This window comes from Henriciella algicola (genome assembly GCF_003576245.1).
Taxonomy (GTDB): Bacteria; Pseudomonadota; Alphaproteobacteria; order Caulobacterales; family Hyphomonadaceae; genus Henriciella; species Henriciella algicola.
Map to the genome: position 1 here is coordinate 43,765 of NZ_QWGA01000002.1, position 23,199 is coordinate 66,963.

A 23,199-nucleotide genomic window follows, 5' to 3' on the forward strand; every position below is an offset into this window, starting at 1 on the left:
TCTGACTAATGCCCTAGTGGGTGTAGGTCAGGCCGAGGAAGAAGAAGCGACCACGTGGACCGACCGGCCATGCCGTCTGCGTCGAGAATGGCTCCTTGTCTGCAATATTGTTCACGCCGCCATAGAAGGTGAACTGGTCGCTGAACTCATAGGATGCGTTCACGTCGAAGATGTAGCTCTCATCGAAGAAGCCAGCATTGCCGTAGAGCGCCTGATTGCCATAGAGCCCAAGCACGTCTTCGACCTCATCGACGGCCTGACGGCTGATATACTGGGTCTGGAAGCCGACGGCCAGTGGACCGCGTGCCCAGGTCAGGTTCAGATTACCCGAAAGCTCAGGCAGGAACAGCTCTTCGATCTCCGGGTCGATTTCTTCCGGATCGAGCGGGTTGAAGTACCGGTCCAGCTTCTCCTGATAGGAGCCAACCAGGGTCGCGCCGAACGTATTCTCTCCTACATCGAACGTGTAGTTCGCGGAGAAGTCGACACCGCTTGCCTCGATCTTTGCGAAGTTGATCTGGCCGGTTTCAAGACCGTTCAGGCCACCATCAGCGCGGCGGGTGTAGAGGCTACAGAATTCCAGACCTGGGTAGTTCGTCGAGTCGAGACAGCCATCGAGAATGTCGCCAGACGCCACAGCCGAGATGGCGTCCTCAATCGACACATCCCAGTAGTCCACTGTCATGGAGAAGCCCGGCAGGAAGCGAGGCTGGAACACTGCACCAATCGTGTAGGTTTCGGCCGTCTCCACATCGAGATCCGGATTACCGCCTGATACGCCTGAGAAGCGTCCCGTCAGCGGGTTCACCCAGATATAGTTGCCCGATCCATCAAGGATCTGGCTTTGTGGGACGCCGGCGGCGAGAAGGTCAGCCACACAGTTTGCCTGACGTACGCTGGAACCAGCGCCGACATTGCCCGGATCACAAGGGTCGGCGGTTGCCGAAACGGTGATCGGAAGACGCGGATCGAACAGTTCGGAGATGTTGGGTGCGCGCACAGCTTCAGAGACGGTGCCGCGGAAGCTGATGTCCTCGATCGGCGCCCACGTACCACCAACTTTCCAGGTGGTCGCTTCACCCAGCGTCGAATAGCTGGCGAGGCGAACAGCACCGTCCAGTGTCAGCTCTCTTGCGAACGGCCGGTCTTCGAAGATCGGCAGGCGGACTTCGGCGAAGGCGTCGTAGACGTCATAGCCGCCGCCCGTATTGAACTGCTGGGTATTGTCGATGCTGGTGAATGAGAACAGCCACGGGCTGATCTGGCTGACCTGCGCGCCCGGCGTGAAGGACGTCGTTGGCGGCAGGATGCCGAGCGTCAGTGGATCCAGCGTGCTGGAGCTGCGCTCATCGCGGAATTCGAGACCAGCAGCATAGCCGAGCGGGCCGTCGAGAACATAGTCCATGACATCGAAGTTACCGGTCGCGATCAGCGAGATCACCGTCTGCTCCAGTTTCAGCTCATCGCGCAGGTTTGACGTCACGAAGTCACGCGCAGCCTGGCTGGTCGAGTAGGTGCCGAACGGATTGAGCGGCGCACACGAACCGTCGCCCGGAGTGAATGAGTAATAGGCATTCGACGAATAGAAGCCGTCAGCGTAGCCGTTGCCGCCTGCGAAATAGTCGATTTCGTAGAAGGCGTTCGGATCGAGGTCAGAACGACAGACAATGTTGCCATTGCCGTCTTCGACAGCATCGATGGCAGCAAATACGCGGTCTAGATACAGGCCGGTATATTCATCGGTGCGCTTGAACTCGCCGCGATTGATCGAGCCTTCGATCAGGTGGCCGTCGGCAGGCTCCCATTCAAAGCCCGCGACGAAGCGAAGCGTCTCGCGCTCATACGTCGATGGGTTGTCATCGCTGAAATCGAGCGGGTCCTGCGTCAGCAAGAGGCCGCCTGTCACAGCAACGACCGGATCGAGCTGCGATGGGATGAACGGGTTGTCCGCCTGGATGAATAGTGTGTCGTAGAAGGTATCCTGCTCTGCGAACGTCGTCGACTCGGCGTTCACATACTTACCTTCAAAGAAGACAGAGAAGGTTGGCGCCAGCTCATAATTGGCGTTGAGGTTCAGAACGACCTTGTCAGTTTCCGGATAAAGCGTATCGCGGTTGAAGCTGATCGCACCGCCATCGCCGCCAATGCCCCAGAGACCGTTCAGGACGATGCCGTCCTGGTTCACGCGGATCGAACCATCAGGGTTTGTCAGCCAGCAGCCTGCAAGGAAGCCAACGCGGCCGCCCTCAGATTCCTGACAGTCCGGCGTGCCGTTGCCGTTAATGTCGACATAGAGCGTGTTGCGGCCGCCGAAAGTCGGCGCGATGGAGCCTTCCTGCGAAGTCAGCCAGAAGGTCGGGTTGTTGATCACGGCCCGTGGTGGCGCATTTGGATCGGTCAGAGCCGCCGGGTTTGCACGCGGCTCAACGCTGGCGATGCCATTGTCACGAGACCAGTCACGGTCGCCATAGGTGATGGCCGAATCGTCTTCATAGGTCAGCGCGAGAACAACGTTACCCTTGCCATTGTCAAAGTTCTGACCGGCCAGAAGGTCAAAGGTGAAGTTCTCACCGTCGCCTTCGCCGGACACACCGCCGCGGAGATCAAGCTGGAGGCCTTCAAAGTCGTCCTTGAGAACGAAGTTCACAACACCGGTAACAGCGTCGGCACCATAGACGGCCGATGCACCGCCAGTCGTGACTTCAACGCGTTCAACCAGTGAACGCGGGATCGTGCCGACATCGACAGCCTGCGTGCCGCGGAAACCGGCCACGTGGCGGCGTCCATTGACGAGGGTCAGCGTCCGCTCCTGTCCGAGACCGCGCAGGTTCAAAGCGTTGGCGCCGGTATCTGACTGTTCTGCCGTCGTCGATGAAATAAGCGCCGGGATATCATTCACGACGTCGGCGAGGTTCAGTTCACCCGACAGCTTGATTGCGTCTTCCCCAAGCGACTGAACCGGAACCGACGAAATCAGATTGGGGTCAGACGGAATGCGCGAACCCGTGACGGTTACCGTCTGCTGGACTGCGGCCTCTTCCTCGACTTCCGGGATTGTCTCGACTTCATCCTGCGCAAACGCTGCCGGACCTGCAAAGGCAAACACCGTTGTCGCTGCGACTCCAGACAGCAACAGACGCTGGAAACCTGCTTCTGTTCTTTGACGAACAAGGCTCATACTCTCTCTCCTCACACTCACGAGATGAGCGAACGATGCTCGGCAATATTAAATTCCGTCAATGAAACCGCACGATTTCGAGACCGAAAAGACGAAGTGTCCAGAATTCGGTCATTTCCGCCTTTATTGTGGACAGGGGTCCTCGGCGGTATTGGTGAGAGATACGGGCCTGGTGGAAGGGGAAGACTGCAAATGAAGACGATTCTCGTGCACGGCGTGCCGGACACGCCGGCGATGTGGCAGCCGCTGATTGATGCACTTGGCAGTGACATCTCGGCGGACTTGTCGGCCCCTGCCCTTCCCGGGTTCATGTCGCCGGTGCCGCCTGGCTTTGACTGCACCAAGGAAGCCTATGTCGACTGGCTCATCTCCCAGATCGAAGCAGCTGGTGAGCCAGTGAATTTGGTTGGGCATGACTGGGGGGCACTGCTCGTCGTCCGGGCCGCATCGCTTCGCCCGGACCTCGTTCGCAGCTGGGCCGTCGCTAACGCCCTGCCAGAGCGTAGCTACAAATGGCACCAGACCGCCCGGATCTGGCAGACGCCGCTGCTGGGCGAGATGTTCATGGCGCTTACGGGTAAAGACAGGCTCGCGCGCTCGCTTGCCTCAGCCGGTATGCCAGAGGCCCTCGCCCGTCATGAGGCTGATCACTGGTCGCCACATATGAGGAAAGCCATCCTGCAGCTCTACCGCTCGGCCAAGAACATCGCTGAGGAGTGGACAGGCGATCTGCACAAACTTCCCGGCAGAGGACTCGTCTTCTGGGGTGATGACGATCCGTTCGTGCCTGTCGAGGCGGCAGAACGCTTCTGCGCCGAAACCAACACGCCGCTGCACCGGAACGCCAGTACGGGTCACTGGTCGGTCGTTGAGAAGGCGCCAGAGTTTGCAGCGCTCCTCCAAGCGCACTGGAAAAGCTGACGCGCGGTCACGGCTTGCACGCGGGAGTGGGCTTGCGATGATGGAGTTCGTCCACCATCGGAGGCTCAGATGCAGCTTACATTCAGCCGCGAAGAAGAAGCGTTTCGTCAGGAGGTCCGCGACTTCCTTGTCGACAAGCTGACACCAGAGCTGCGACGCTACGCATCGCGCATGACGAGCGTTTATGCCGACAAGGAAACCGCTCTCGAATGGCAGGCGATACTTGTTGAGCAAGGCTGGGCTGCTCCTTCCTGGCCGGTGGAATATGGCGGCTGCGACTGGAGCGTCGCCCAGCACTATATCTTTGACGTCGAAATGGCGCGCGCGGGTGCGCCGCCGCTGTCGCCCATGGGCATTGGCATGTGCGGCCCGGCCCTCATCGGTCACGGCTCGAAAGAGCAGAAAAACCATTACCTGCCCCGCATCCTCTCAGGTGAGGATTTCTGGTGTCAGGGCTATTCCGAGCCCCATGCCGGCTCCGACCTCGCCGCGCTCACAATGAGCGCCGAGGATGATGGCGACGCCTTCATCTGTTCGGGTTCGAAAATCTGGACCACTCATGCCCATGAAGCGAACATGATGTTCTGCCTCATTCGCACGGACGCGTCCGGCAAACCTCAGACCGGCATCACCTTCGTCCTGATCGACATGAACGCGCCCGGCGTCACTGTTGACCCGATCATCATGCTGTCGGGCGAGCACATCCAGAATGCCGTCTTCTTCGACAAGGTCCGCGTCCCGAAAGCCAATGTGGTGGGCGAGATCAACAAGGGCTGGACTGTCGCCAAATATCTGCTGGAATTTGAGCGTGGCGGCTCCTCCTATGGTCCCCGTCTCTTACAGAGAATTGCGGGGCTACGCCGCACCGCCCACGCGCTGGACCGTATGACGCCTGACCTCGATGCACATCTAACGCAGGCCGAAATAGATGCGTCGACGCTTGAGGCTGCCGAGCTGATGATGATGGCAGAGCTGGCAGGCGGCGGAACGCCGGGCCTGAAGGCATCCATGATGAAGGTTCGCGGGACCGAACTCAGCCAGCGCCTCACCGAAGTCGGCCTCGACCTCGCAGGCATCCATGCGCAACCATTCCAGCCAGAACATACAGAAACAGGGGGGCCTGTTGTGACCCACGCGCCTTCCAATCAGGGTCTAGTGGGGCCGGAGAGCCTCGTCACGGTGTCAGCGAAGTATCTCAACGACCGGGCAGGATCGATCTATGCTGGCTCAAACGAGATCCAGCGCAACATTCTCTCCAAGGGCCAACTCGGCCTCTAGCCCGCACAATTTATAACGCTAAAGAAAAGCCCCGCCGGATAGACCAGCGGGGCTTTAAATTTCTGCAGGAATGGAAAGACCTATTCGTAGTCTTCCATCGCCTCGAGCTCAGCCTCGTGGCGGGCGCGGTCTTCCTTGCCCTTGGCTTCCTCGTCGCGGTCGACCAGCTCAATCACAGCAACCGGTGCGTTGTCGCCATGGCGGAAGCCGGCTTTCAGCACGCGGGTGTAACCGCCATTACGATCCTTGTAGCGCTCACCGAAAACTTCGAAGAGCTTTGCCACGGCGTCCTTGCTGCGGACCTGGGCGATTGCCCGGCGGCGCGAAGCAAGGTCGCCTTTCTTGGCAAGCGTCACGAGCTTGTCCATGATCGGCTTCAGCTCCTTTGCCTTCGGGAGCGTCGTCACAATCTGCTCATGCTGGATCAGCGAAGCCGCCATGTTCGCGAACATCGCCTTACGATGCGCGCTGGTGCGGTTCAGCTTGCGGTGTGCAATTGCGTGGGCCATTTGCTTGGTCTCCTGCGCGCCCTCCCGGGCGGACGTTTAGAGGTGATCGTCGTATTTCTTGGCAAGTGCCTCGATGTCTTCTGGTGGCCAATCTGGCACTTCCATGCCAAGATGCAGCCCCATACCAGCGAGGACTTCCTTGATTTCGTTCAGCGACTTGCGGCCGAAGTTCGGGGTGCGAAGCATTTCGGCTTCCGACTTCTGGATAAGGTCGCCAATGTAAACAATGTTGTCGTTCTTCAGGCAGTTTGCCGAACGCACAGACAGCTCGAGCTCGTCGACCTTCTTGAGAAGGACCGGGTTGAAACCAAGGTCGGTTTCTTCGCTCGACGATGTGCTCTCGGTCTCTGGCTCATCGAAGGTGATGAAGAGCTGGAGCTGGTCCTGAAGAATGCGCGCTGCGTAGGCAACGGCGTCTTCCGGCGTGATCGAACCATCGGTTTCGACGGACAGGCTGAGCTTGTCATAGTCAAGAACCGTACCCTCGCGGGTGTCTTCGACCTGGTAGCCAACGCGGCGCACTGGCGAATAGATCGCATCGACCGGAATAAAACCGATCGGGGCGTCTTCCGGACGGCTCTGATCGGCAGGCACATAGCCCTTGCCGGTCGCAACCGTGAATTCCATTCGGACCGAAGCACCATCGTCAAGCGTACAAATGACGAGATCCGGGTTGAGGATCTTCACGTCACCGGACGTTTCGATCTGGCCGGCTTTCACTTCCCCCTTGCCATCAGCCTTCAGGATCATGCGCTTCGGCGTATCCGAGACCATGTCGATGGCGATTTGCTTGAGGTTCAGAACGATCGTCGTGACGTCTTCGCGCACGCCCGGAATGGACGAGAACTCATGAACGACACCGTCGATCTGGACGCCGGTGATGGCAGCGCCCTGAAGCGAAGAAAGAAGAACGCGGCGGAGCGCGTTGCCAAGCGTCGTGCCGAAGCCGCGCTCGAGTGGCTCGATCACCAGCTTGGCGTGGCGGCGCGGGTCGCGGCCTGCCTCAACCTTCGGGCGGTTCGGGCGGATCAGTTCTTTCCAGTTACGGTCATTCACACTGGTCGCAGTATCGGCCATTCATGGCCTCCTTGGTCTTGCTACAGGACAGTCGCTAGGGCCTAGACGCGGCGGCGTTTTGGCGGGCGGCAGCCATTGTGCGGAATTGGGGTCGTATCGCGGATAGACGTGATGGTCAGACCGGCAGCCTGCAGGGCGCGCAGTGCGCTCTCACGACCGGAACCCGGGCCACGCACGTTGACTTCAACAGTCTGGAGGCCGTGCTCCTGCGCCTTCTTGGCAGCATCTTCAGCGGCAACCTGAGCAGCATAAGGGGTCGACTTACGTGAACCCTTGAAGCCCATCGCTCCAGCGGAAGACCAGGAAATCGTGTTTCCCTGAGCGTCGCTGATGGTGACCATCGTGTTGTTGAAGCTGGAGTTCACATGCACGACGCCCGAAGAAATGTTCTTACGGGCGCGGCGGCGAACGCGGGTCGTATCACGAGCCATATCGGTCCTGTCCTATTTCTTCTTGCCGGCAATCGGCTTTGCCGGGCCCTTACGGGTGCGGGCGTTGGTATGGGTGCGCTGACCGCGGACCGGAAGGCGTTTGCGGTGGCGCAGGCCACGGTAGCAGCCAAGATCCATCAGGCGCTTGATGTTCATCGAAACTTCACGGCGCAGGTCACCTTCAACGAGGTAATCAGCATCGATCGTCTCGCGAATCTGGATGACTTCTGCGTCGGTCAGGTCAGCGACACGGCGATGCGATTCGATACCGATCTTGTCGGTGATCTCACGTGCCTTTGCCGGACCGATGCCGTGAATGTAACGAAGCGCGATTTCGACACGCTTATTCGTCGGAATGTTTACGCCTGCAATACGGGCCATTGGGCCTCTCTCCTGAACTGCCGAAAGCGGGTCCGGCGCGAAACGAAAAACAACGCTCCGCGCGCGCGAACCCGACCTCTTAACGAAGTGCGTCGTTATAGACGTGCAATTCCCCGCGTCAACTGGGGAATTGCGGCTTTATGCGGTCTCTTTCAGCGCCTTTTCAACGCCTTCCGTAACCGTCTCTATACTGGCCATTCCATCGACTTCGCGAAGGATTCCGCGCTCTGCATAGAATGGCAGAAGCGGGGCCGTATCCTGATTGTATTTCTCCAGCCTGGCGGCAAACGTCGCCGGGTTGTCATCCTTGCGACCCTGCTCTTCGAACCGCTTGGTCACGCGGGCCATGAGCTGGTCCTCGTCAACCACGAGACGGATCACGCGGTCGAGCTTGGTGCCACGCGACTCAAGCAGCTGGTCCAGAGCCTTGGCCTGGCCAAGGGTGCGCGGGAAGCCATCAAAGATGAAGCCTGCAGCGCCCTTGTTCTGATTCAGCTGATCATCGATCAGGTCGATGACGATCTCATCGGAAACTAGCCCGCCCTCGTCCATGATTTTTGCAACCCGGTTGCCGAGCTCTGAGCCCGACGCGCGTGCGGCGCGAAGCATGTCGCCCGTGGAAAGTTGTACATAGCCATGTTCCTCAACGAGGCGCTTGGCCTGGGTACCCTTGCCCGCAGCGGGTGGTCCGAAAAGAATGAGATTCATCGTCTGCGTTTGCCTCCCAGCCGCGATTTCTTGATCAGCCCTTCATACTGGTGCGCGATCAGATGCGACTGTATCTGTGTCACTGTATCCATCGTCACCGATACAACGATCAGTAGCGACGTGCCACCGATGTAGAAAGGAATTTCCGGCATATATCGGCGAAGAACTTCCGGAAGCAGACAGACGAAGACGAGATAGATCGCACCGATCGTGGTCAGGCGGGTCAGCACATAGTCGAAATAGGCTGCCGTGTTCTTGCCTGGGCGAATCCCCGGGACGAAGCCGCCATACTTGCGCAGATTGTCTGCCGTCTCCTGCGGATTGAACATGATGGACGTGTAGAAGAAGCAGAAGAATGCGACGAGCACGCCATAGGTGATGATGTAGGTCCAGCTGCCTGGCGAGAAGTTGATCGCCAGCCATTGCAGGATACCCGGGTCGCCCGCGGCAACCATCTGACCATCCGGGCCAACGCCGGTGTTGCCGCCTACGAGACCAACAGCCGTCATCGGAAGCATCAGGATCGCGATCGCGAAGATCGGCGGAATCACGCCCGACGTGTTGAGCTTCAGCGGCATGAACGAGGATTGGCCCTGGCTCATCTTGTTGCCCTGCTGGCGCTTTGGATACTGGATCAGGATCCGGCGCTGCGAGCGCTCGATGAACACGATGAACAAGACGAGCGCGATCACGAGCACGAGAATGCCGAGAACGAAGACCACGTTGATCCCCTGCTCGCGGCCGCCCGAGAACAGGTTGAAGATTGCCTTTGGCATCTCGGCGATAATGCCCGCGAAGATGATGAGCGAGATACCGTTACCTATACCGCGCGCAGTGATCTGCTCACCCATCCACATCAGGAACATTGTGCCACCGACAAAGGTCGATACGGCGGTGAGGATGAAGAACCATTGGGCGATGCCTTCATAGGCAACGCTGGAAAGGCCCATCGCAATGCCGAAGCCCTGGAAGAACGCAAAGCCGACCGTCAGATAGCGAGTATACTGGTTGATCTGCTTGCGGCCCGCCTCGCCTTCCTTCTTCAGCTTTTCAAGCGAAGGAATGGCCGATGTCATCATCTGCACGATGATGGACGCGGTAATGTAGGGCATCACGTTGAGCGCAAACACGCTCATCCGCTCAACAGCACCACCGGCAAACATGTTGAGAGAGCCGAGCATGCCGCCCGACTGTCTCTGGAAGAGTTGCTCAAACTGGGAAGGGTCGACGCCCGGCACCGGAATGTACGTGCCGAGGCGATAGAGGACCAGGATGAAAAGCGTGAACAGGATACGCGCCTGAAGGTCCTTTGCCTTTGCAAAGGTACCGAAGTTCATATTGCGCGCCATTTGCTCTGCGGCTGTGGCCAAAGGACCCTCCTACCCGAAATGAAATCGCCGCCAACATTGGCGGCGAGATCGTGTTTGTGAAGGTGTATAGACGAAAAAGACCCGTCTTACTCAGCTTTTTCAGCAGCTGCAGCCCCGGTTACCGTTACGGAGCCACCTGCTTTTTCCACCGCTTCAATTGCGGCCTTGCTGGCGCCGGTCACCGTGATCTTTGCATTCTTGGGTGCATCACCCTTTGCAAGAAGACGGACACCGTCCTTCGTGCGGCGGACAACACCGGACGCAACCAGCGTCTCTTCGGTAATGTCATTGGCTTTCAGCTTGCCGGCTTCGATCGCCTTGGTCAGACGACCAAGATTGACCCAGGCATGCGTCTTTGAGCTGCGGGCCGTGAAGCCGCGCTTTGGCAGACGCATATAGATCGGCATCTGGCCGCCTTCAAAGCCATTGAGGGCCACGCCGGAGCGTGCCTTCTGACCTTTGACACCACGTCCGCCAGTCTTGCCCTTGCCGGAGCCGACGCCGCGGCCAACACGATGGCGGCTGTGGGTGGAGCCCGCATTTGGAGAGAGTTCGTTGAGTTTCATCGCTCTATTCCTGACTGGCGTTTGAAAGGGTCGCCCCTATACGCCTACTCTTCTACGACTTCAATAAGGTGTGACACCTTGGTGATCATGCCCTGGACAGCCGGGGTATTAACGAGCTCGCGCTCGCGGCCGATCTTGTTCAGACCGAGGCCGATCAGCGTTGCGCGCTGCTCTGGCTTGCGGCGGATCGGGCTACCGGTCTGGCGGACCTTGATCGTGTCAGCTTGTTTCTTGGCCATCATCAGATTCCTTCTCTAAATCAGGCGGTCTCGGAAACGCCGGCTTCAGACGCACCATCGGTGCGGCGGCCAACGATGTCCTGAACCTTCAGGCCACGCTTCGATGCGACCGAACGCGGGCTTGCCTGCTCTTTGAGCGCCTGGAAGGTCGCGCGAACCATGTTGTATGGGTTCGACGAACCGTTCGACTTGGCAACCACGTCCTGGATGCCGAGAACTTCCATGACAGCGCGCATCGGGCCACCAGCGATCACGCCGGTACCTGGAGGGGCTGCACGAAGGATCACCTTACCTGCGCCCCAGCGGCCTTTGCCGTCATGGTGCAGGGTGCGGCCTTCACGAAGCGGAATGCGAACGAGGTTGCGCTTTGCATCCTCGGTTGCCTTACGGATGGCTTCAGGTACTTCGCGGGCCTTGCCCTTGCCGAAGCCAGCGCGGCCTTTCTGGTCGCCAACGACAACCAGGGCTGCGAAGCCGAAATTCTTACCGCCTTTAACCGTCTTTGCGACACGGTTGATGCCGACGAGCTTGTCGGTGAGCTCGCTCTGCTCTTCCTGGCGGTCGTCTCTGCGCCCGCGTCCGCGGCCGCGTCCTCGTTCTTCTGCCATAATGGCCTCCTAGAACTTCAGGCCGCCCTCACGGGCGGCATCTGCCAGGGCTTTCACCCGGCCGTGGAACATATAGCCGCCGCGATCGAAGACGACGTCTTCTACACCGGCCTGCTTGGCGCGCTCAGCGATGAGCTCACCGATTTTCTGTGCCGCTGCGACGTCGCTCGTAGCCTTGAGCTGCTCACGCAGGTCTTTTTCGAGCGTCGAAGCCGCTGCAACCGTCAGACCCTTTTCATCATCGATGATCTGGGCAGAGATGTTCTTGTGCGAGCGGGCAACCGACAGACGCGGCTTGCCTTCTGCAACCTTGCGGAGCTTGGCACGGACGCGCTGGGCGCGGCGGAGTGTCTTTTCGCGTGTCGTCTTCATGGCGTTACTTCTTCTTGCCTTCTTTGCGGCGGACGTATTCGCCTGCGTAGCGCACGCCCTTGCCCTTGAATGGCTCTGGCTTGCGGAACTGGCGGATCTCTGCGGCAGCCTGGCCAACGGCCTGCTTGTCAGCACCCGACACGATGATCTCGGTCGGCTTTGGTGCTTCCAGCTTGATGCCGTCTGGTGCCTTGAAGATCACGTCGTGCGAATAGCCGAGCGACAGTTTCAGGTCATTGCCCTGCATCTGCGCGCGGTAACCAACGCCGACGAGCTCAAGCGACTTCGAGAAGCCCTCGGCAGCGCCGTGGACGACGTTCGCAGCGTTTGCGCGCGCCGTGCCCCACTGAGTGCGGACTTTCGGGTCCAGCGCCTCAGCAAAGGTCATCTTCTTGCGGCCCTTGGCATCGTTTGCCTTGATGCGCTCATTGGCTTCCGTGACATAGTCTTCGCGCGGCATGATCGACAGCTCACCGTCTTTCAGCTCAGCGGAGACCAGTTCGGACACCGTGAACGCCAGGTTACCCTTCGGGCCCTTGGCTTCGATCTTGTTGCCATTCACCGTAACGGTCGTGCCGTTAGGAACAGGAATGGGGAGTTTTCCAATACGGGACATATCAGTTCATCCTCGTCCTAGAAGACCCGGCAAAGGATCTCGCCACCAACATTCTCGTTACGTGCGACGGCGTCAGAGATGACACCCTTCGACGTGGAGAGAATGGAGATGCCCAGTCCGTTACGGACCAGCGGCAGATCATTCACCGAAGAATAGACGCGGCGACCAGGCTTCGAGACCCGGCGGATCTCGGAGATGACAGGCGCGCCATCGAAATACTTAAGCTCGATCTCGACATTGCGATGACCGTCTTTCTCCACTTCCGTGTAGCCACGGATGTAACCCTCGCTCTGCAGCACGTCGAGGACGCGAAGACGGAGCTTGGAAGACGGAGAGACAACCTTCGTCATGCCACGCATCTGCGCATTGCGGATGCGGGTCAGGAGATCGCCAAGGGGATCGGAAATATTCATCTTGGTTCCTCCTTTCCTACCAGCTTGACTTGACCAGGCCCGGGACCATGCCGAGTGAGCCAAGCTCACGCAGCGCGATACGGGACATTTTCATCTTGCGATAATAACCGCGCGGACGGCCGGTGACCTGGCAACGGTTGCGAACGCGGCTCGGTGCGGAGTTGCGCGGAAGTTCAGCCAGCTTCAGGCGAGCCTTGAAGCGGTCTTCCAGCGGCAGATCCTCATCCATCGCCATTGCTTTCAGCTTCGCGCGACGTGCCGCGTACTGGGCGACCATCTTGCGACGCTTCTCGTTCTTCTCGATTGCGCTTTTCTTAGCCATATCGTTTCGTCCTCAAGCGCTAGTTACGGAACGGGAAGCCGCAATGCGCGAGCAGCGCCTTGGCTTCTTCGTTCGTCTTGGCGGTGGTGCAGACAATGATGTCCATACCGCGAATGTCCTCGATGTCGTCATAGTTGATCTCCGGGAACACAATCTGTTCCTTGAGACCCATGGCGTAGTTGCCACGGCCATCGAAGCTCTTGCCGTTGAGACCACGGAAGTCCTTCACACGCGGAAGGGCCATGTTGGTCAGACGGTCCAGGAACTCGTACATACGGTCGCGGCGGAGCGTGACCTTTGCACCGATGATCATGCCTTCACGAAGCTTGAAGCCGGCAATCGACTTACGAGCCTTGGTTGGCACTGGCTTCTGGCCAGAGATCTTCTCGAGCTCGGCAAGTGCGGTCTTGATCTTCTTGGAGTCAGCGACAGCTTCGCCAACACCCATGTTGATCACGACCTTGTCGAGCTTCGGCACCATCATCTCGTTGGAGTATTTGAACTCCTCCTGAAGCTTGGCGCGAATCTGGTCACGGTACTTGGTCTTGAGACGGGGTTCGTAATTCTCAGACATCGATCGATTCCCCTGAACGCTTGGCATAGCGCGTCTTGCGGCCATGCTCGTCAGTCTTGAAGCCAACACGGGTAGCCTTGCCGTCACGCGGGTCCACAATCGCCACGTTGGAGATGTGGATCGGCGCTTCGAAGGTCTTGATGCCACCCGGATCCATTTGCGATGGGCGCTGGTGGCGCTTCACCACGTTCACGCCCTGGACAACGACACGGTCTTCGGCCGGGATTACCTTGAGCACTTCGCCCTTGGCACCCTTGTTACGGCCTGCCGTGACGATGACGCGATCACCTTTTTTCACTTTGGCAGCCATGACTACAGCACCTCCGGAGCCAGCGAGACGATCTTCATGTGGTTCTTGGCGCGAAGCTCGCGCGGAACCGGCCCGAAGATACGGGTCCCGATTGGTTCGCCATTATTGTTCACAAGCACAGCGGCGTTCGTGTCGAAACGGATGACAGAGCCGTCACGGCGCTTGATGTCCTTGGCAACGCGAACCACGACAGCGCGGCGAACGTCACCCTTCTTCACGCGGCCGGTCGGAATTGCTTCCTTGATCGACACCACGATGATGTCGCCGACAGACGCATAGCGGCGGCCTGCACCACCCAGCACCTTGATGCACTGGACGCGGCGTGCGCCGGAATTGTCAGCCACGCGAAGGTTGGACTGCATCTGAATCATGAGTCAGCTCCTTCGCTTGCAACAACTTCCCACGTCTTGAGCTTGGAGCGCGGCGGGCATTCACGGATCGTGATGCGCTCGCCCTCGACAGCGACGTTGCCCTCATCATGGGCGTGATACTTCTTCGAGCGGCGCACGATCTTTTTCAGAACAGGGTGAAGAAAGGTGCGGTCGATGCGGACCACAGCCGTCTTGTCCTGTTTCGTGGACACCACAACGCCTTCCATTACGCGCTTTGGCATGTCTCTTCTCCTACGCCTCTGCTTCCGCTTTGGCCTGTTGGGCAAGAAGGGTCTTCACACGCGCGATGTCGCGGCGGACTTCCTTTACCCGGGCCGTCTTCTCCAGCTGGCCGGTTGCCTGCTGGAAGCGGAGGTTGAACTGTTCCTTCTTCAGCTGAACAAGCTGAGCTTGCAGCTGGTCGGCACTCTTCGAACGCAAATCAGCGGTTTTCATGACTAGATCCCTTCAATGCGTTTGATGATCTTGGTCTTGATCGGCAGCTTTGCGGCGCCGAGCTTCAGAGCCTGGATCGCGACTTCGTCTGGAACACCGTCGATCTCGAACAGGATACGGCCAGGAGCAACGCGAGCGACCCAACGGTCGATCGAGCCCTTACCCTTACCCATACGAACCTCGATCGGCTTTGCCGAAACAGGCGTGTCCGGGAAGACGCGGATCCACACTTTACCCTGACGCTTCATTTCACGCGTCACGGCACGGCGGGTTGCCTCGATCTGGCGGGCAGTGACCCGCTCAGGCTCAAGCGCTTTCAGACCGAACGAGCCGAAGTTGAGGCTATAGCCACCCTTCGCGGTCCCGCTGATACGGCCTTTGAACGCCTTGCGGTATTTCGTACGTTTTGGCTGCAGCATGTTTTACGCTCCTGCGCCTTGCGGACCCGAAGCCGGACCGCGCTGATTGGTCGAACGCGCACGCGCCTGGCCAGAATCTTCGGCCTTGCGGTCTTGCGCCATCGGATCGTGCTCCATGATCTCGCCTTTGTAGATCCAGACCTTGATACCGATAATACCGTAGGTCGTCTCTGCTTCGGCGGTGCCATAGTCGATGTCGGCGCGAAGTGTGTGCAGCGGCACGGAGCCCTCTGCATACTGCTCGGTACGCGCGATTTCAGCGCCGCCAAGACGGCCGGAAACCATGATGCGCACACCCAGCGCGCCAAGACGCATCGAATTCTGGATCGAACGCTTCATCGCGCGGCGGAACGAACCGCGGCGCTCAAGCTGACGAGCTATGTCCTCGGCGACGAGCGTGGCATCGATTTCCGGCTTGCGAATCTCGACCAGGTTCACGCGGACTTCGTCCTCGGTCATCTTCGACAGCTTCTTGCGAAGCACTTCGATGTCAGCACCCTTCTTACCGATCACCAGACCCGGACGGGCCGTGTGGATCGTGACGATGCACTTCTTGTGCGGGCGCTCGATAACAATGCGGGAAATGCCCGCCTGCTTGAGCTCATGCTTGATCGTGTTGCGGATTTTCAGGTCTTCATGAACCAGACGGCCATAGTCTGCCGTGTCGGCATACCAGCGGCTGTCCCAGGTCCGGTTGACACCCAGACGAAACCCGACGGGATTGATCTTCTGACCCATTACGCGGCCTCCGCTTCAACTGATGTGTCGCGCAGCACGATGGTGAGCTGCGAGAAAGGTTTCATGATGCGCGCGGCGCGGCCACGGGCACGGGCACGGATGCGCTTCATGACCAGGTTCTTGCCGACATGCGCTTCAGCGACGACGAGGCTATCAATGTCGAGACCGTGATTGTTCTCGGCGTTCGACATGGCGGAATACAGGACCTTGTAGACATCCTTGGCAGCGCGCTTACGCGAGAACTGCATCTGGTCCATCGCCTTCTGCACCGGAAGACCGCGGATCTGCTGAGCCAGAAGGTTCAGCTTCTGCGGGCTCGAACGGTACATGCGCAGAACAGCGCGCGACTCGTTGGACGCCTGTTTCGGAGGATTCTTTGCCTTACCCATGGCTTACTTCCTCTTGGCTTTCTTGTCGGCGCCGTGGCCATAGTAGGTGCGGGACGGCGCGAACTCGCCGAACTTGTGACCCACCATTTCCTCGGTGACGAGAACGGGAACGAACTTGTTGCCGTTGTGAACCTGGAAGTTCAGGCCCACGAATTGCGGCATGATGGTCGAGCGGCGCGACCAGGTCTTGATGACTTCGCGGCGCTCTGAAGCTTGCGCGGACTCTGCCTTCTTGAGCAGATAGCCGTCGACAAACGGGCCTTTCCATACGGAACGTGGCATATCTCTCTCGCTCCCTAGCGTTTCGCGTTACGGCGACGGATGATCAGACGATCCGAAGCCTTGGTCTTGCGGGTTTTCGGACCGCGGGTCTTCTTACCCCACGGCGTGACCGGGTGACGGCCACCGGACGTCTTGCCCTCACCACCACCGTGCGGGTGGTCGACCGGGTTCATGGCAACACCGCGGACCTTAGGACGTTTGCCGAAGTGACGGGCGCGGCCCGCTTTCGACAGCACAGTGTTCATGTTGTCCGGGTTAGACACGGCGCCGATTGCTGCGAGGCAGCTATCTGGAACCATGCGAAGCTCACCAGAGGAAAGCTTGACCTGGGCATAACCTGCGTCGCGGCCAACGATCTGCACATAGGTGCCGGCCGAACGTGCGATCTGAGCGCCCTTGAGCGGCTTCATTTCGACGTTATGAACAATGGTACCAACCGGAATATTCTTCAGCGGAAGAACGTTACCCGGCTTGATGTCAGCAGTGGTCGAGGTGATCACCTTGTCACCGACAGCCAGACGCTGCGGCGCGATGATGTAAGCCTGCTCACCATCAGTGTAGCGGATCAGCGCAATGAATGCGGTCCGGTTCGGATCGTATTCCAGACGCTCGACCGTCGCTTCGATGTCCCAGCGCTGACGCTTGAAGTCGATCTTGCGGTAGAGACGCTTTGCGCCGCCGCCGATACCGCGAACGGTAACGCGGCCACGGTTGTTACGACCACCGGACTTCGACAGACCTTCGGTCAGCGACTTGACTGGACGGCCCTTGTACAGCTCCGACTTGTCTACGATGACAAGCTGGCGCTGACCGGGCGACGTTGGATTGAATGTCTTGAGTGCCATATCGCTCTCCTACAGTCCCGTCGTGATGTCGACGGACTGGCCGTCTTTCAGCGTGACGATCGCCTTCTTCGTGTCAGAACGCTGACCGAGCTTTCCGCGGAAACGCTTGGTCTTGCCCTTCTGAACGATCACGTTGACCTTGGTCACGTCGACCTTGAACAGGTTTTCGACAGCGTCCTTGATCTCGGTCTTGTTCGCCGTGAGCGGAACCTGGAAGACAATCTTGTTTTCTTCAGCGAGCAGCGTTGCCTTTTCCGTGATGTGCGGAGCGAGCAGCGCGTCGTAGTGGTGTGCTTTCACGTCAGCCATGGCTTATTTCCCTTCCTTGGCCTTCGTTTCGAAACGCGCACCGATACCTTCGAGCGCATCCTTGGTCACAACCAGCTGGCGGCGGCGCATCACGTCATAGACGTTGAGGCCGGCAACCGGCAGAACGTCGATATTCGGGATGTTGCGGGCCGCTTTCGCGAAGTTCTGGTCGACGTCGGAGCCACCGATGATCAGTGCGTTCTCGACGCCGAGCGCCTTGAACTTTGCCGAAAGCTCTTTCGTCTTCGCTTCGGACAACTTTGCCTCGTCCAGAACGATGAGAGAGCCGTCTTTCACTTTCGAAGAAAGCGCGTGTGCGAGCGCCAGCTTGCGGACCTTCTTTGGAAGATCGTGGGCGTGGCTGCGAACGCGTGGGCCGTGCGCAACAGCGCCGCCAACAAAGATGTTCGCATTACGCGAGCCGTGACGTGCGCCGCCTGAACCCTTCTGACGGATGAACTTCTTGGTCGTAACCGAGACTTCACCACGCTCTTGGGTCTTGTGCGTGCCTGCCTGACGCTTGGCCAGCTGCCAGCGGACGGTGCGGTGCAGCAGGTCGGCACGAATATCGGTCAGGCCGAAGATGGCCTCATCGACACTTGCCTTGCCAGCTGACTTGCCGTCGAGATTCTTGACGTCGAGTTCCATTATTCACCAGCCTCCGCATTGTCAGCTTCAGCAGACTGACCTGCCGCGCCCTTGCCACGGAAAGAACCTTGAGCAGGCGCATCTTCGTGGAGCGCCTTCTTCACCGCATCGCGAACTTCGACGTAAGAACCGTCGTGACCCGGGATCGAGCCCTTCACGAGGATCAGGCCGCGCTCAGCGTCCGTGCGAATGATTTCGAGATTCTGGATGGTCACGCGCTCGGTACCGTAGTGACCGGCCATCTTCTTGCCCTTGAACACCTTGCCCGGGTCCTGGCACTGGCCAGTCGAACCGTGGGCGCGGTGAGAGATGGACACACCGTGAGAGGCGCGAAGACCACCGAAGTTCCAGCGTTTCATGGCACCGGAGAAACCCTTACCGAGCGTGATGCCTGCGATATCGACGCGCTGACCAGCAACGAAGTGATCAGCAACCACTTCTGCGCCGAGCTCAGGAAGCTCGTTAGAGGTCACGCGGAATTCGACGAGTTTGCGCTTTGGCGCAACGCCAGCCTTCGCGAATGCTTCGCGCTGGGCTTTCGTCGTGCGCTTGGCTTTCGCCTCGCCTGCGCCCATCACGACAGCACTGTAGCCATCATTACGGGTGACGGTGACTTTTTCTTTCTTCTTGCCGCGGTTGACGCTGACTTCACGGTCAGCATCGGTGCGGTGACCGACGACCTGGCAGCCGTCGAGCGAAAGCACGGTCACAGGGACGTGACGGCCTTCGTCATTGAAGATACGGGTCATACCCAGCTTACGGGCAACGACCCCGGTACGTGACGCCGGAAGTGCCATCTTAGCGCGCTCCCTCAAGTTTGATCTCGATGCCAACGCCAGCCGAGAGGTCGAGCTTCATAAGCGCATCGACGGTCTGCGGGGTTGGGTCGACAATGTCGAGAATACGTTTGTGCGTGCGGATCTCGAACTGGTCGCGGGACTTCTTGTCGATGTGCGGCGAGCGGTTCACCGTGAAGCGCTCGATACGTGTCGGCAGTGGGATCGGGCCACGCACATCAGCGCCGGTGCGCTTGGCGGTGGACACGATCTCTTTCGCCGACATGTCGAGGGCGCGGTGATCGAAGGCTTTCAGCCGGATCCGGATATTCTGTTTTTCCATCGTACGGTATCCCGTCAACATGAATGTTGCGCCAAGGCGCACGCTTGGAAGCGCCCGGACGCAATCGGCTCGAATTGTTTCGTTTCGGTGGGAAGCGTTTGCCTGAAACTGGCACTGCCGACCCTTCGAAGGGCGCGGTGTATGGGATTTGCAGTGAACCGTCAACAGTTCATGACGGAATCTTTGCAGCCGCGATGAGACCAGTTCAGTCAGCTGCGATATTGCAATAGTGACAGGCCTCGCCGAAGCTCTACCTCTGGCTTGTCCACAGGTTTGCAAAGGACCACTGCCGCGTGACTGATGACCTTTACCACAAAGCCCGGGCGGTTCGCGAGAATGCGCATGCACCCTATTCGAACTTCAAGGTTGGCGCCGCAATCCGGTCAGCCTCCGGGATCCATGTCGGCTGTAACGTCGAGAACGCAGCCTTTCCCGAAGGTATTTGCGCAGAAGGCGGCGCGATCACGTCAATGGTCGCTGCCGGCGACAAAGCGATTCTCGAAGTCCTCGTCTATGCCGAATCCGATTCGCTCGTCGCCCCATGCGGCGGGTGCCGGCAGAAACTATCAGAGTTTGCCGGACCAGACGTCAAAGTCACTATGGCCGGCCCGGACGGTGTCGAGAAGGTTATGACCATGGCAGAGCTCCTGCCGGCGGCATTCCTGCTCAAACCAGCCTGACAAGCTCGGCAATGATCTCATCAACCGCTGTGTGAAGGATGTTGGCGCCGTGTCCATCCAGTGTCCGGCACGTCACTTGCGGCCGGCCTTGGACATGTTGCGTGACTTGCTCTGGAGAAATTACCGGGTCATCGCCCGCGTTCAGCCAGACTTGGGGCGCTGAGACCGAATCAAGATCAAGGCTCCAGTCCGCCATAGCGGAGGCACCGTCGCGAACCCAGGCTTCCCCGCCCTGCTCGACCGCGTGATAGAGGCCCTGTGCCTGCACTTCCAGCAATCGCGGATTGGCAAGTGTGGCGAGATCCGTAGGTGCACTGGCAAACTGGGTCTCCAGAAACGCTTTCGGCCCCCTCTTCCGGTAGACAGGCAGGCCAACTGACATCACCATCTTCATGACTGAAGGCGCATGCCGGGACGCCATCGCCGCGAATCGCGTCTGCCGGTCCATATGCGAGAGGTCTCTCAGCTCATCGATCGGAATGCCCCCGCCGATCAGCAGCATACCCCTCACCCGGTCACCAAGCGCCTTGGCGATTCGGAAACCATGTGACGACCCCCCTTGGTGGATACATAGAGTCACGGTCTCAAGACCGAGCGATTCAATCAGGGCCAGGGTGTCATCGACCACGGTCTGGTCGAATTCCTTTCGGCTGACACTGGGGCTTGAATACCCAAAGCCCGGCCTTGAGGGCGCGATGAGACTGATGTCCGCGCCCGCTAGCTTCGCTTCAAACTCAGACGTAAAGAACGGTCCCTGCAGGTAGCCATGAATGAATAAAAGTGGCCGGCTGCCTGTGCCCACACGGTACCAGGCGATCTGCCGCCCCTTCCCGACATCGAGCATTGAAAGCCCCCGGCGCGGCGTGACCCAGGCCTCACCTGCCATGTCTGCCCCGTCATCAGGTAACTGCCGCAACAGAAAGGCAATACTCGCACAGAGCTGAACAACATCGCTCATCCGCGCGCAGCCCGTCTTTCGCAAGATGCTCTTGGACTGGACTTTCACCGTCTCCAAGGCGCGCTCTCGCTGGGCGGCGATATCCTTTGGCTTCAAATTCGCGAGATAGCCTTCCAGGACTTCGGTCTCACTCGCGGTCAGGCCGAACGCATCTCCCAGTCGCCCGATCAGCGTTTCCGACCAGTCTATATAGGAGAGCGACACAACCACCCTGCCCTCATGATCGGCGGGCCGCTGGATGAGAGCAAGACATGCGCGAAGCTCTAATCCTGCCTCGATACTCGCAAGGATGATCCTGTCCTGCGCGCCCGGTGCCTTCGGCTGCATGAAGCGGCGAATATCGAGAAGCGCCGCACGGTCGAGCGGCAGCTCCTCGAGGCGACACGGAAACTCCCGCGCCATCAGGTGTACGGCCGCGCGGTTGCCAACGACCTCCTCCGTCTTCATCGAGATTTCAAGGATGGCGTGAAACATGTCGACGGACGCATCTTCACGTGATGCCGCAACCCCGACGAGCGTCGCTATGCGACTGGAATGGGCATCAAGGGCGTCGTCGACGCCATCAAAACGCGGCACGTCGGGCGCAAGCTGGCCCGACTCGTTTCCATCAAAGAAGTACGCCATTGCCGCATTGAGAAATGCATCAAACTGGCTGGTCGAAGATGGTACTTCGTATGCCGCGCCGAGCATTTCGAAATAGCGTTGTTTCAACGACATTACGTTCAGGTCCCACCTGTAATGGATGGTGCACATATGGACCGTTCAGCGCGCTTCCCGCAAGCAGCGGCTGTCTCCCGTGCCAAGGATCGAAGTCGGGTGCGACCGGATCGGGCTCCAAGCAATACAATCGGGCAATAAAAAAGGCCGCTCCACAAAGGAGCGGCCTTTCTAATTCTGCAGGCCCATGGGCCCTATCAGGTCTTACTTGCTAACGCTTGAGACGACGCCTGCACCGACGGTGCGGCCGCCTTCGCGGATTGCGAAGCGAAGACCCTGGTCCATGGCGATCGGAGCGATGAGCTCGACTTCCATTTTCACATTATCGCCCGGCAGGACCATTTCCTTGTCCGCTGGAAGCTTCACAACACCCGTCACATCCGTCGTACGGAAGTAGAACTGTGGACGGTAGTTGGTGAAGAATGGCGTGTGACGGCCACCCTCTTCCTTGGTCAGGATGTAGGCTTCTGCCTCGAACGTCGTGTGCGGGGTGATCGAACCTGGCTTACAGAGAACCTGGCCACGCTCAACGCCCTCACGGTCGATACCGCGGATCAGTGCGCCGATATTGTCGCCAGCCTGGCCCTGGTCGAGCAGCTTGCGGAACATCTCAACGCCCGTAACGGTCGTCTTCTGCGTGTCGCGGATACCGACGATCTCGACTTCTTCACCAACCTTGATGATGCCCGTCTCGACGCGGCCGGTCACAACCGTACCACGGCCAGAGATCGAGAACACGTCCTCGACCGGCATCAGGAACGGCTTGTCCAGTGGACGGTCCGGGGTCGGGATGTACTCGTCGACAGCTTTCATCAGCTCAAGGATCTTCTCCTTGCCGATATTCTCGTCGCGGCCTTCGACAGCTGCGAGTGCAGAACCGGAAACGATCGGAATGTCGTCGCCCGGGAAGTCGTAGGACGACAGAAGCTCACGGACTTCCATCTCGACGAGCTCGAGGAGCTCTTCGTCGTCGACCTGGTCAACCTTGTTGAGGAACACGACCAGCGCAGGAACGCCGACCTGACGTGCAAGCAGGATGTGCTCGCGGGTCTGCGGCATCGGGCCGTCAGCTGCGTTCACAACCAGAATCGCGCCGTCCATCTGAGCGGCGCCCGTGATCATGTTCTTCACATAGTCAGCGTGGCCCGGGCAGTCGACGTGAGCATAGTGACGCTCGTCCGTCTCATACTCGACGTGCGCGGTGTTGATGGTGATGCCGCGTGCTTTTTCTTCAGGGGCGTTGTCGATGTCCGCATAGGACTTCGCTGCGCCGCCATAAACTTCTGCAAGCGTCATCGTGATCGCTGCCGTCAGCGTCGTCTTGCCATGGTCAACATGGCCGATCGTGCCGATGTTTACGTGCGGCTTGTTCCGCGCAAACTTCTCTTTGGCCAT

33 protein-coding genes are annotated in these 23,199 nt (G+C 59.1%); 3 read left to right on the forward strand and 30 right to left on the reverse strand.

From position 1 onward, the window contains the following. Positions 1-13: 13 nt before the first annotated feature. Positions 14-3,178: a TonB-dependent receptor domain-containing protein gene (locus D1222_RS00410; protein ID WP_119452282.1), complete on the reverse strand. Its 3,165-nt coding sequence runs from the start codon at positions 3,176-3,178 to the stop codon at positions 14-16. Between the two features lie 192 nt (positions 3,179-3,370). Here D1222_RS00410 and D1222_RS00415 point away from each other — a divergent pair, with 192 nt between their 5' ends. Together D1222_RS00415 and D1222_RS00420 are read left to right on the forward strand one after the other, a co-directional pair. Then, positions 3,371-4,099, forward strand: coding sequence for an alpha/beta fold hydrolase (locus tag D1222_RS00415; RefSeq protein WP_119452283.1), 729 nt, complete (start codon positions 3,371-3,373; stop codon positions 4,097-4,099). A gap of 69 nt (positions 4,100-4,168) precedes the next feature. Continuing rightward, entirely contained in the window at positions 4,169-5,377 is a 1,209-nt protein-coding gene (locus tag D1222_RS00420; RefSeq protein ID WP_119452284.1) for an acyl-CoA dehydrogenase family protein, read from the forward strand. 80 nt (positions 5,378-5,457) lie between these two features. Here D1222_RS00420 and rplQ read toward each other — a convergent pair whose 3' ends face one another. From rplQ to rpsJ, 27 genes are all read right to left on the reverse strand, one after another. Further along, complete coding sequence (rplQ, locus tag D1222_RS00425; RefSeq protein WP_119377943.1) at positions 5,458-5,886, reverse strand: 50S ribosomal protein L17; 429 nt, start codon at positions 5,884-5,886, stop codon at positions 5,458-5,460. Positions 5,887-5,922: 36 nt separating this feature from the next. Then, positions 5,923-6,942 carry a DNA-directed RNA polymerase subunit alpha gene (locus tag D1222_RS00430; protein WP_119452306.1) on the reverse strand — a complete coding sequence of 340 codons (1,020 nt, stop codon included), beginning with the start codon at positions 6,940-6,942 and terminating at the stop codon, positions 5,923-5,925. 62 nt (positions 6,943-7,004) lie between these two features. Further along, positions 7,005-7,394, reverse strand: coding sequence for a 30S ribosomal protein S11 (gene rpsK / locus D1222_RS00435; RefSeq protein WP_084394315.1), 390 nt, complete (start codon positions 7,392-7,394; stop codon positions 7,005-7,007). A 12-nt stretch (positions 7,395-7,406) separates the two neighbouring features. Continuing rightward, positions 7,407-7,775, reverse strand: coding sequence for a 30S ribosomal protein S13 (rpsM, locus tag D1222_RS00440; RefSeq protein WP_119452285.1), 369 nt, complete (start codon positions 7,773-7,775; stop codon positions 7,407-7,409). A 138-nt stretch (positions 7,776-7,913) separates the two neighbouring features. Beyond that, positions 7,914-8,483 (reverse strand): adenylate kinase, encoded by a 570-nt coding sequence (locus D1222_RS00445; RefSeq protein WP_119452286.1) that lies wholly within the window; start codon positions 8,481-8,483, stop codon positions 7,914-7,916. After that, entirely contained in the window at positions 8,480-9,853 is a 1,374-nt protein-coding gene (secY, locus tag D1222_RS00450; protein ID WP_182481818.1) for a preprotein translocase subunit SecY, read from the reverse strand. The genes D1222_RS00445 and secY overlap by 4 nt, the downstream gene beginning before the upstream one ends. 86 nt (positions 9,854-9,939) lie before the next feature. Next, positions 9,940-10,419 carry a 50S ribosomal protein L15 gene (rplO, locus tag D1222_RS00455; RefSeq protein WP_119452288.1) on the reverse strand — a complete coding sequence of 160 codons (480 nt, stop codon included), beginning with the start codon at positions 10,417-10,419 and terminating at the stop codon, positions 9,940-9,942. Positions 10,420-10,463: 44 nt separating this feature from the next. Further along, positions 10,464-10,658, reverse strand: coding sequence for a 50S ribosomal protein L30 (gene rpmD / locus D1222_RS00460; RefSeq protein ID WP_119452307.1), 195 nt, complete (start codon positions 10,656-10,658; stop codon positions 10,464-10,466). Positions 10,659-10,678: 20 nt separating this feature from the next. Next, a complete protein-coding gene (gene rpsE, locus D1222_RS00465) occupies positions 10,679-11,266 on the reverse strand; it encodes a 30S ribosomal protein S5 (protein ID WP_119452289.1) in 588 nt (195 codons plus the stop codon). 9 nt (positions 11,267-11,275) lie between these two features. Further along, positions 11,276-11,638, reverse strand: a complete 363-nt coding sequence (gene rplR, locus D1222_RS00470) for a 50S ribosomal protein L18 (RefSeq protein WP_119377950.1) — start codon at positions 11,636-11,638, stop codon at positions 11,276-11,278. 4 nt (positions 11,639-11,642) lie between these two features. Next, the gene (rplF, locus tag D1222_RS00475; RefSeq protein WP_119452290.1) at positions 11,643-12,254 is read right to left on the reverse strand and encodes a 50S ribosomal protein L6; all 612 of its coding nucleotides are present in this window, start codon (positions 12,252-12,254) and stop codon (positions 11,643-11,645) included. Between the two features lie 17 nt (positions 12,255-12,271). Continuing rightward, complete coding sequence (gene rpsH / locus D1222_RS00480; RefSeq protein WP_018146803.1) at positions 12,272-12,667, reverse strand: 30S ribosomal protein S8; 396 nt, start codon at positions 12,665-12,667, stop codon at positions 12,272-12,274. Positions 12,668-12,683: 16 nt separating this feature from the next. Continuing rightward, on the reverse strand, positions 12,684-12,989 hold the full coding sequence (gene rpsN / locus D1222_RS00485) for a 30S ribosomal protein S14 (protein ID WP_119452291.1): 306 nt from the start codon (positions 12,987-12,989) through the stop codon (positions 12,684-12,686). A 19-nt stretch (positions 12,990-13,008) separates the two neighbouring features. Continuing rightward, complete coding sequence (gene rplE / locus D1222_RS00490; RefSeq protein ID WP_119452292.1) at positions 13,009-13,563, reverse strand: 50S ribosomal protein L5; 555 nt, start codon at positions 13,561-13,563, stop codon at positions 13,009-13,011. Beyond that, positions 13,556-13,873: a 50S ribosomal protein L24 gene (gene rplX / locus D1222_RS00495; RefSeq protein WP_119452293.1), complete on the reverse strand. Its 318-nt coding sequence runs from the start codon at positions 13,871-13,873 to the stop codon at positions 13,556-13,558. Before rplX ends, rplE begins: the two co-directional genes overlap by 8 nt. A 2-nt stretch (positions 13,874-13,875) precedes the next feature. Then, on the reverse strand, positions 13,876-14,244 hold the full coding sequence (gene rplN, locus D1222_RS00500) for a 50S ribosomal protein L14 (protein ID WP_018146799.1): 369 nt from the start codon (positions 14,242-14,244) through the stop codon (positions 13,876-13,878). Next, complete coding sequence (gene rpsQ / locus D1222_RS00505) at positions 14,241-14,486, reverse strand: 30S ribosomal protein S17 (protein ID WP_119377955.1); 246 nt, start codon at positions 14,484-14,486, stop codon at positions 14,241-14,243. Before rpsQ ends, rplN begins: the two co-directional genes overlap by 4 nt. A 10-nt stretch (positions 14,487-14,496) precedes the next feature. After that, the gene (gene rpmC / locus D1222_RS00510) at positions 14,497-14,700 is read right to left on the reverse strand and encodes a 50S ribosomal protein L29 (RefSeq protein WP_119452294.1); all 204 of its coding nucleotides are present in this window, start codon (positions 14,698-14,700) and stop codon (positions 14,497-14,499) included. 2 nt (positions 14,701-14,702) lie between these two features. Then, entirely contained in the window at positions 14,703-15,119 is a 417-nt protein-coding gene (gene rplP, locus D1222_RS00515) for a 50S ribosomal protein L16 (RefSeq protein WP_119452295.1), read from the reverse strand. 3 nt (positions 15,120-15,122) lie between these two features. After that, on the reverse strand, positions 15,123-15,857 hold the full coding sequence (gene rpsC, locus D1222_RS00520) for a 30S ribosomal protein S3 (RefSeq protein ID WP_119452296.1): 735 nt from the start codon (positions 15,855-15,857) through the stop codon (positions 15,123-15,125). Continuing rightward, entirely contained in the window at positions 15,857-16,246 is a 390-nt protein-coding gene (rplV, locus tag D1222_RS00525; protein WP_119452297.1) for a 50S ribosomal protein L22, read from the reverse strand. Before rplV ends, rpsC begins: the two co-directional genes overlap by 1 nt. A 3-nt stretch (positions 16,247-16,249) precedes the next feature. Beyond that, entirely contained in the window at positions 16,250-16,528 is a 279-nt protein-coding gene (gene rpsS, locus D1222_RS00530) for a 30S ribosomal protein S19 (protein WP_119377960.1), read from the reverse strand. A 14-nt stretch (positions 16,529-16,542) separates the two neighbouring features. Beyond that, positions 16,543-17,373: a 50S ribosomal protein L2 gene (rplB, locus tag D1222_RS00535; RefSeq protein WP_119452298.1), complete on the reverse strand. Its 831-nt coding sequence runs from the start codon at positions 17,371-17,373 to the stop codon at positions 16,543-16,545. Between the two features lie 9 nt (positions 17,374-17,382). Continuing rightward, positions 17,383-17,682, reverse strand: a complete 300-nt coding sequence (locus D1222_RS00540) for a 50S ribosomal protein L23 (RefSeq protein ID WP_119452299.1) — start codon at positions 17,680-17,682, stop codon at positions 17,383-17,385. A gap of 3 nt (positions 17,683-17,685) precedes the next feature. Beyond that, a complete protein-coding gene (gene rplD, locus D1222_RS00545) occupies positions 17,686-18,330 on the reverse strand; it encodes a 50S ribosomal protein L4 (RefSeq protein ID WP_119452300.1) in 645 nt (214 codons plus the stop codon). Next, the gene (rplC, locus tag D1222_RS00550; protein WP_119452301.1) at positions 18,330-19,127 is read right to left on the reverse strand and encodes a 50S ribosomal protein L3; all 798 of its coding nucleotides are present in this window, start codon (positions 19,125-19,127) and stop codon (positions 18,330-18,332) included. The genes rplD and rplC overlap by 1 nt, the downstream gene beginning before the upstream one ends. Before the next feature lies 1 nt (position 19,128). Beyond that, positions 19,129-19,449 (reverse strand): 30S ribosomal protein S10, encoded by a 321-nt coding sequence (rpsJ, locus tag D1222_RS00555; RefSeq protein ID WP_018146788.1) that lies wholly within the window; start codon positions 19,447-19,449, stop codon positions 19,129-19,131. A 293-nt stretch (positions 19,450-19,742) separates the two neighbouring features. Here rpsJ and D1222_RS00560 point away from each other — a divergent pair, with 293 nt between their 5' ends. Continuing rightward, positions 19,743-20,129, forward strand: coding sequence for a cytidine deaminase (locus D1222_RS00560; protein ID WP_119452302.1), 387 nt, complete (start codon positions 19,743-19,745; stop codon positions 20,127-20,129). On the opposite strand, the gene D1222_RS00565 is transcribed toward D1222_RS00560, so the two are convergent. Further along, positions 20,116-21,804 carry an alpha/beta hydrolase gene (locus D1222_RS00565; RefSeq protein WP_182481819.1) on the reverse strand — a complete coding sequence of 563 codons (1,689 nt, stop codon included), beginning with the start codon at positions 21,802-21,804 and terminating at the stop codon, positions 20,116-20,118. The genes D1222_RS00560 and D1222_RS00565 overlap by 14 nt on opposite strands. A gap of 204 nt (positions 21,805-22,008) precedes the next feature. Then, positions 22,009-23,199 (reverse strand): elongation factor Tu (gene tuf, locus D1222_RS00570; protein WP_119452236.1); only part of this gene is annotated, 1,191 nt, incomplete at its 5' end.